The sequence below is a fragment of the Halolactibacillus sp. JCM 19043 genome (genome assembly GCF_001310395.1).
GTDB lineage: Bacteria > Bacillota > Bacilli > Bacillales > Amphibacillaceae > Halolactibacillus > Halolactibacillus miurensis.
The window spans coordinates 47,340-55,883 of record NZ_BAXD01000023.1 but is presented as its reverse complement, the minus strand read 5'-3'; the positions used below and the strand labels follow the sequence as shown (position 1 = coordinate 55,883).

Below are 8,544 nucleotides of genomic sequence, written 5' to 3'. Positions count from 1 at the left end.
TCAGATCGTTTAGGCTCATTCCTAAAGCAATATCAAATAGCATAAAAAATTTTTAAGACAAATATTGAAATTCTGGTCGTGTTTGATTTTTTAAAAAGAGCAATTATGAAATTGATTCAGATTTCAATTATAAAATAGTGGCGTTATAATAATTGAAGAATACACCGCTATAGCAATAATCACCTGTGTTAATTGGCTCTTAGAGAATGTTCGACGTCCGTAAAACTTTTTATTCTCATATAACATGATGAAGAAAAGAATCGGAGACAGATAGTACGATATAAGGACTGGAAACAGGATGATTTCCTGTAGTCGAAAGCTTGGTATTACAGGATAAATCATGAGACAAGAACCTGCCGCATAAATTGGATAAATAAACATATGATACGAGAAAAGGAATTGCTTGTTGTTTTTCAATTGGAATCACTCCTTGCGTTTTTTGCTTGAATCATTGGTTAAGAGTTTAGTTACCACCCTGTTATTAATGCAATGCATTTACATATTATCATACGTGTTTTTTGTAAAATAGTAAATGAAATGGAAGTAAAATCATGTATATAATTAAATAAGGTAACACTTATCGGTTCCTGCCCTAATTTAAAATCAGAGAAAATAGAAGCTGATCAAGAAAATATTTTATATTTTATTTACAAGCAGATGGAATATTCATCTAATAATTTACAAGTAATAACCCATGTGGTAGGATTGAAATGAAATAAAAGATACGAAATGGAGTGAATGTTGATGGGTTTATTTGATGGTTTGATGGGCAACGCGACCGATGCGACAAGTAATGATATTGAAAAAGCGATTGGGCATTTATTGACTGACGGTGAAACTATCGAAGCGGGATTTAAGTTAATCCGTGATTTAATGGTGTTCACTAATAAACGTTTAATTATGGTTGATAAGCAAGGGGTTACGGGTAAGAAAACCGATTTTCACTCTGTCCCTTATCGCTCAATTTCTCATTTTAGTGTTGAGACAGCGGGTACTTTTGATCTTGATGCGGAACTTAAAATCTGGATTTCTAGTGCACAGGCGCCTTTATTTGATTTACAATTTAGAAAAGATGACAGTATCGCTAAAATTCAGCGTCTATTAGCTGCACATTGCTTATAAGTCTTATTAAGGAGCGTTTCTTATGATAGTCATGCGAGTCATTATCATAATCACCCTTCTCATTTTAGGTGTTTGGAATTGGAATTCGAGGTCCAAATGGGTGCGCGATAAAATGGAAGAGTTCAAAAGAGACCAGCGTTAAATGTTAAATAGTTAAGAGTAAAATACAGGTTAATAAGAGGTAAATTAGAAATCAGTTAAACTATATTACCTTTAATAGCGTGGATGATATAGGGAGGATGAGTTAAATGTACTGGAAACTACGTCTTCCACTCATGTTAGCTGTTTTCGGTATAGTAGCGGGACTGTTTGACGGATTGTCTGCCACTTTACTTGCGAATGCTTCATATGTTGCGAGAAGTGCTAGCTATCTCATGATTGTTGGAATCATTATCTATATCTTAGAAAAGACAGGAATTAATGAAAAACGCGCGCATGTTTTAATCAGCGTGGCAATGATTCTCTTTGGTTTTATTTTCGAAGCGTTTATGTTAAGCGCTGCTTAAGCATTAGTGGTGAGATAGCGACGTTAAGAATTGAAATAGCTTCACATAACTAAAACAAGCCAGCGACATTTATTTATGCCGCTGGCTTGTTTTAGTTTTTCACAAACTCCTTGTCTATTTCAACGGTCTTAAAAATATTAATAAATGCTATTGGATCGTGTTTTCTGACAATATCTTTAATCGTCTTCGTTTCGTAACGGGTAACGACCATCATCAGTAAATCCTTCTCCTCTAATGTATAGCCACCCTTCCCTTTTGACATTGTGATGTTGCGGTAAATTAAATCGAGTAATTCTTTTCGGATTGATTTACCTTCTGTTGTCACGATCTGCATCGTTAACTTAATATGATTCGTATGAATCGTATCAATTACGCGCCCTGTTATATAGATGTTTAGCATCGTATAAAGCGCGATATTCCAGTCAAAGACAAGGCTTGATATTAAGACGATAATGACGTTCATCGCTGTTAACAGCAAGCTAATGCTCATGTTACTGAGGCGCGAAACAATCATCGAAATTGTATAACGTGGCATAAAAGTTTTTATACCGATATTAAAACGCTGATTGTGTTTGATTTTTTAAAAAGAGCAATCATGAAAATGATTCATTTTGCTATTTTATTAAACTGAATTAACAGTTTAACAACCCAGATACTCATTATAATCCAGAAGTAAACATTACTAAATGAAATACCCGTATTAGAGTTACCACCTATAATAGTTAATAAACCAATTAGCAGAACTAAGTAAGCTGTGAAAATAATATCTTGAAACAATCTTTTTTTTAGTGAAACTTCAGATTTGTTTTTCTTGAAAATAACATCACTAATAACTATAAGGGCAATAAATGTGATTAGTAATATTTTTGGTGCTATTACCACAGTAGTAAAAAGATAATCAATAACAAGAAGTACTGATAATAAAAAAAGAAGAATATAATCCCATATTTTTAAGGAATTCAAATTTCCACCACCCTTGTACCCTTAGAAAATAATTGAACAAAATAAAAATAAACCCATAAATATCGTAATATACTTACATAGAGTTTGTATCTCGTTAAAAAGTATAGAAATCAACTCTTTCCCTGGATACAACATAATAATGAAATGCTTTCCATTTTATCGTATAACAATAATAGGGAAATTACAATTCGAAATATCATTAATTGTTTTAAATTGTTATCAGTTATTTTTCAAATAAAATATTTAAGTGCGCGTTGCTCTTGTAGTTCAGTATTTCCTCTTCAGGAAATATTTAAATTTAAATAGATTAGCGCAGTTACTTCATAAAATAGTGGTGTATTAGGTGTTTAAATAAGATTATTTTTTATCTTTTAACAATCGTATCGAACATCCAATGGATCTCTTGACGCTCAACGTCATACAAAAAAGTTTGAAGTGGACTTTAGCTGCAATAAGGTTGTGTATACATAAAACAAGCCGGCGACATAAATAAATGCCACTAGCTTGTTTTAATTTTTCGCAAACTCCCCGTCAATCTCAACGGTCTCAAAAATATTGATGAAGGCTTTTGGATCGTGCTTTCTGACAATATCTTTAATCGTCTTCGTTTCATAACGGGTAACGACCATCATCAGTAAATCTTTTTCTTCTAATGTATAGCCACCCTGCCCTTTAGACATCGTGATGCCGCGGTAAATTGAATCGAGTAATTCTTTTCGAATTGCTTCTCCTTCGGTTGTCACGATCTGCATCGTTAACTTAATATGATTCGTGTGAATCGTATCAATCACACGTCCTGTTATATAGATGTTTAGCATCGTATAAAGCGCGATATTCCAGTCAAACACAAGGCCGGATATTAAAACGATCACACCGTTCATCGCGGTTAACAGTAAACCGACACTCATATTACTGACGCGTGAAACAATCATCGCAATAATATCAAAGCCACCACTTGAACCAGAGAATTTAAGAATAATCCCAATCCCTAAACCGGTAATGACACCACCAAAGATGCTACCAAGCAATAAGTCTTCGGCTAAGTCGTAAATCGGAACAACATACAAGAAGAATGAGAGTGCGACAACAACTAAGAAAGTGTTTAACGTCACGTTCTTCCCTAAAAAGATGTAACCAATAATAAAAATAGGAATGTTGAAAACAATATTAAGTAAACTTGTGTCAAACGGGCTAATCAAGCTGACTAAAATCGCCAGTCCACTAACTCCTGCGCTTAGGACACCGGAAGGAATCAGAAATAAATTAAAGGCTAAAGCAATAATCACTGAACCAACCACAATGGAGCTGTATTTTTTTATCATAAGGCGTCCTCCTTCTTTCCTGCTTTTTAAATTTAGCAAATCTCCCCTCCTCGGTCAAGACAATTGACCATTCACGTTATTTTCTAAATATTAAATCATGTTCCTAATGAAACATAATAGATATTATGTTTCATTGTGAAAATATATGAAAACGTGATAAAATATAGGTTGAGAGGTCATTTTTCTATTTGTTTAATTATGTTAGGAAACATATTCTTAATTTACGTTCCTACATATTTTTGAAATATTTTTTTACTGGATATGTCTTTTATAAATGGATGAGTTATTACATAGCTCGTTAAATAGTTGCTTTTCCAGGGTTGCGTCTATGTGTGAACATGTCAATCTAAATGCAATAGTTTCCCTTTTTTTTAGGGTGTTGTCAGAGGCTGTTTTAAGCGAATGAAATGTAATTTCTCGTATCATTGATCGTTTAATGCGAAATAATTGATATGTAAATGAGATGGTTAAATTGAAAGGTTGTGAAAGAAAATGGATAAAAAACAAGTCGCTCCTTTTGTCTATTTAACGGCAGGAGAATATCAATACTTATTAGAAAAATTTGGGGAGTACCGGTTGAAAGAAAAAATCAAACAATTGAATCAATCAAAGATTAAACAACCAGAACGTCAAGAATCGATTGTGTCTGATTATCACGCCTTACTTAGTCGTGGCATGCAGACGGTTGAACCGATTCGTGATAAATTATTGATTCAAGCGATGAAAGATGAATTAAAACGGGAATCAGACAGAAATTACTTCTTATTTGTGATGGGAATTAATACAGGTCTTCGTATCAGTGACTTACTACCGCTTCAAGTACGAGATGTTCGTGGGCAAACACATATAGTGTTAAAAGAAAAGAAAACGAATAAAGCCAAACGCTTTTTAATTAATTTTGAACTGAGACAACAGATTGATCACTATACAATTCATATGGCCGATGAAGACTATTTATTCTCATCGTATAAGACAGGATTACCAATCCAACGGGTACAAGCCTATAAAGTGTTAAATAAAACAGCGAGACGTGTCGGGATCACTAACTTCGGCACGCACAGTATGCGTAAGACGTTTGGTTTTTGGCATTATACGATTAATAAGAATGTCGCGCTCTTACAAGACATATTCAATCACGCTTCACCTGATATTACGTTAAGGTATATTGGGATTAACCAAGATATCGTTGATCAAAGTTTAGCGAGTTTTAGTCTATAGTAAAACCACCAACACTTTATTCATTGTGTTGGTGGTTTTATGTTTGAATGGTAAGTCTATTTTTTAATGGTCAACGTTCGTACCCGCTTTTATCTTGTAAAATAGTTTCGAATTCGCCAAAAGGCATGTCAGTTAACTTTTCTATGGCAGTGTAAATATCTGTGCCTGATTTTACTTCCTCAACAATACGTGGGAATATTTCGATACCTTCTAGTTCAACTAAAGTCTCAACAGCAACGTAAGCAATACGATAAGGATTATTATCTCCTTGCATTTCTTGACGCCAATCCTTCGGATAATACAGATCTTTTAGTGATAGGTCACCATAACTTTCATATTCTACATCAGAATTATTTATGTTTGAGATATACGTCGCCATTCCTTCATGAAACCATAAAGGGAATTGAGTGACATCGATATTCTGACTACCCAATAGGGAATAAAAATAATGATGAACATATTCATGTGATAGTGTTGTTTTTATAGTACGATCATTTTCTCCAGCTGTTAATACATAAATAGTTTTCTGATCACTACGGTAAAGTCCATTTAAACTATCATCAAAACTAAAGAGTTGAAATAATTCTATATCGTCAAACAAAATAATTTCTACACCGGGTATTGTATTTACACCAAAAACATCGGAACAAATATTTGTCACCCACAGAATTTCTTCTTCAATTTGATTAATAAATTCGTCCGTTTGATTTTGATAATAAAGAGTGTTGTTCGCAAAAGAGTATTGTTCAGCAGCTTCAATCACATTATTTTTTCGATAAGTATCGACAATGCCTTCTAAAGGCATCATCACAATCTGATGATTATAGACATTCACCAGATTAAAGATGAAAATAAATATAAAACTACTTGCAAATACATTAACAATCTTCTTGTTTGAAATAAATAATTGAACAAGCAATAATACAATAGATAAAATTAATGCATTTGTTACAAACACACCTCTTAGATCAAAGGACTGTAAAATAGCGCTTATCTCAAATGCTACAAAAAGTAATAATCCTGTTATAAAAAAAATCATACCAACAAAAATCTTAATCATTTAATTTTCACACCTTTATTCAATTTCTAGCATCCGATCGATACCATCTGAAAGTTCATTAACCGTTGATTGCCAATAGCTAAAGTCCTTTAATTCAAGTCCCATAAACGTATTATAATAGTCTTGTGCGCTTGTATGATCAGAAAAACGCAAGCTTAATCGAGTTAGGTTAGAAAAAATAATATCTTGGTATTCTCCTGTATAGGCAAGATTGTCAAATCCTTCTCTAGATATTTCATAGTCACCTTGGGTGCTTGTGATAAATGCGGATATTAGTTTTTCCTCAAGAATCCAATCGTTTTCTTCAACCATCTTTAGTAACGCGTTTAATTCGCTTATATTTTTTGTTAGATAATAGTTCTCGGCGAGTAACACATAACTTGATTTTAAATTAGGATAAATATTGATACGTTCTTTAAAGTATTGAATAGCTTGATCATATTTTCCATATTGATTATGTAATAATCCTGCGTTATAAAGAATATGTTCATGAGGATATTTATTCGCATTATGATAATCTTTTATCGCTGTTTCAGAAGCTTTTAATTTCATTGAATTCAGCGGTAAACCTTCTATTACATCTACCCAAGCTTCTTCTTTTTTCACATCAAAACTGTCGACAATTTCAGACCATTCTGCATAATATTGTGGGTCAGTGTTATTTATTTTTGTAGCAGCAACCGCATCATTAGCTATTTGTTGGGCATGTTCAAATTCCCCTAGCAATAAGTACACTTGTGATATTAAAAACAATGTTGTTGGGTGATGGCTCTTTACTTCATCATAAGCTTTTAAAAATTCTAGCGCTAACTCGTATTCTTCAATTTCTAGATAGCAAATGGCTAAGCTGTATAAATATTGGTCGTTTTGCGTATCCAGTAATAGTAATTCATTATAAATCTCAACCGCGTCATCATACTTTTCTTCTTTTTCATATAATGCGACTAACTCTTCTAAAGTTTCAATTTTTTCTTTCTCAATATCCACTAATTCTTCTTCATTTTCAATATCATTACTTAATTCTTGGTTATTTTTGTTAGGGGATATGATATTTTTTATATTGATGGTGAGTAATGTTGACAAAATAACTATAAATATAATAATGTACTTGTTTTTTCTTTGCATGTCATGTGAGCCCCCTACTTTCATATCTGAGATAAGTTAAAACAGGGAGAACAATGAATATTTATCTCTGTGATATAAAATAATTTGATAATTTTGTTAATAACATAACCATACCAAAAATTTCAAAATAAGTCCATAATAAATTGGGGATTTGTAGAGAAACTATTAGTTAAAACGTTTATGGTAAAGGCACCATTATCTTAAGAAACATACTATATTGGTCATCACAGTTTAGTCTATACGAAAACCACCAACAAAAAAAGTGTTGGTGGTTTAGGGTTTAGTCAATTAAAGGTTTATAGTCTGGTTTTAATTTGTAACTGCTATATGACGATAGGCGTCCATCGGCATATCTCTAATGTGTACGCCATCTCCCAGAATAAATATTCATATTGACTGCTCTTTAAGAACAGATCAGTCCAACGTTCTTTTTCTTTTTCTGATGCGGTTTCTGCAAGTTGGTCTAACCGGTCGATTTGTTCTTTGACGAGTGTCATAAACCAATCGGAATGATACGCCTGTATCCACGTTTGATAGACGGGTTCTTTTGGCGTTTTGTCTTTTAACTGTTCACCGATTTCAGCATACAACCAGTAACATGGTAAAATCGCCGCAATAACGTCCCCTAGTTGGCCAAATTGACTGGCTCGGTACATATGTGATGTATAAGCATACGCTGTTGGAGCCGGCTCAAAGGATTGCTGGTCTTTTTCAGAGATATTTAATTGTTTCATAAAGGTCCGGTGAAGATCCAGTTCTGCTTCATAGGTGCCTTGAACGTGTTTAGCCATACTGTTCGTTACTTCTAATGAGTCTGCTTTTGCGGCAGCTAATGCTTGCGTCTTTGCAAAGTGACTTAAATAATACGCATCTTGCAAGACGTAGTAGCGAAACCGGTCGAGCGGTAAGGTGGAGTCCCCAAGCCCTTGTACAAAGGGGTGATCAAAACTCGCTTTCCAAATCGGATCAGCCTTTTGTCTTAATTCATCTGTAAATCTCATATAATTCTCTCCTTTTTCCAAATAAAAACACCACCGCTAAATAAGCAAGTGGTGTCGATCATTGAATAAAGAAAGTCAAATCTCGTCCCACTTCCCTCCGCTAGCATCAACTAGATCAGGTTCAAAGGGTCAAGGCATTCGTTGCCAATCTCAGTCACAGATCAGTGACTCCCCTAGTGGTGTTTCATTTGATTGTATTTTGATACTGTTACTGTAACATACTGACT

9 protein-coding genes and 1 riboswitch are annotated in these 8,544 nt (G+C 33.7%); of the genes, 3 read left to right on the top strand and 6 right to left on the bottom strand.

Going from position 1 to position 8,544, the window contains the following annotated elements:
* The first annotated feature begins 744 nt into the window (after positions 1-744).
* On the top strand, positions 745-1,122 hold the full coding sequence (locus JCM19043_RS11120) for a PH domain-containing protein (RefSeq protein WP_062322553.1): 378 nt from the start codon (positions 745-747) through the stop codon (positions 1,120-1,122).
* A 248-nt stretch (positions 1,123-1,370) separates the two neighbouring features.
* Positions 1,371-1,628 (top strand): hypothetical protein, encoded by a 258-nt coding sequence (locus JCM19043_RS11115; RefSeq protein ID WP_062322551.1) that lies wholly within the window; start codon positions 1,371-1,373, stop codon positions 1,626-1,628.
* Between the two features lie 91 nt (positions 1,629-1,719).
* Here the strand turns inward: JCM19043_RS11115 and JCM19043_RS11110 are convergent, their stop codons facing one another.
* The 3 genes from JCM19043_RS11110 to JCM19043_RS11100 form a co-directional block, all read right to left on the bottom strand.
* The gene (locus JCM19043_RS11110; protein ID WP_082394532.1) at positions 1,720-2,163 is read right to left on the bottom strand and encodes a YitT family protein; all 444 of its coding nucleotides are present in this window, start codon (positions 2,161-2,163) and stop codon (positions 1,720-1,722) included.
* A gap of 71 nt (positions 2,164-2,234) precedes the next feature.
* Positions 2,235-2,591: a hypothetical protein gene (locus JCM19043_RS11105; RefSeq protein ID WP_062322547.1), complete on the bottom strand. Its 357-nt coding sequence runs from the start codon at positions 2,589-2,591 to the stop codon at positions 2,235-2,237.
* 509 nt (positions 2,592-3,100) lie between these two features.
* Positions 3,101-3,913 carry a YitT family protein gene (locus JCM19043_RS11100; protein WP_062322545.1) on the bottom strand — a complete coding sequence of 271 codons (813 nt, stop codon included), beginning with the start codon at positions 3,911-3,913 and terminating at the stop codon, positions 3,101-3,103.
* A 675-nt stretch (positions 3,914-4,588) separates the two neighbouring features.
* Here JCM19043_RS11100 and JCM19043_RS11095 point away from each other — a divergent pair.
* A complete protein-coding gene (locus JCM19043_RS11095) occupies positions 4,589-5,131 on the top strand; it encodes a site-specific integrase (RefSeq protein ID WP_062322555.1) in 543 nt (180 codons plus the stop codon).
* 70 nt (positions 5,132-5,201) lie between these two features.
* Here JCM19043_RS11095 and JCM19043_RS11090 read toward each other — a convergent pair whose 3' ends face one another.
* The 3 genes from JCM19043_RS11090 to tenA all read right to left on the bottom strand — a co-directional run bounded on the left by JCM19043_RS11090 (position 5,202) and on the right by tenA (position 8,317).
* Complete coding sequence (locus JCM19043_RS11090) at positions 5,202-6,191, bottom strand: hypothetical protein (RefSeq protein WP_062322543.1); 990 nt, start codon at positions 6,189-6,191, stop codon at positions 5,202-5,204.
* A 15-nt stretch (positions 6,192-6,206) separates the two neighbouring features.
* Positions 6,207-7,316, bottom strand: coding sequence for a lipopolysaccharide assembly protein LapB (locus JCM19043_RS11085; protein ID WP_062322540.1), 1,110 nt, complete (start codon positions 7,314-7,316; stop codon positions 6,207-6,209).
* A 323-nt stretch (positions 7,317-7,639) separates the two neighbouring features.
* Positions 7,640-8,317: a thiaminase II gene (gene tenA / locus JCM19043_RS11080; RefSeq protein WP_062322538.1), complete on the bottom strand. Its 678-nt coding sequence runs from the start codon at positions 8,315-8,317 to the stop codon at positions 7,640-7,642.
* Between the two features lie 75 nt (positions 8,318-8,392).
* Positions 8,393-8,502: riboswitch (TPP riboswitch) on the bottom strand.
* Positions 8,503-8,544: the final 42 nt, after the last annotated feature.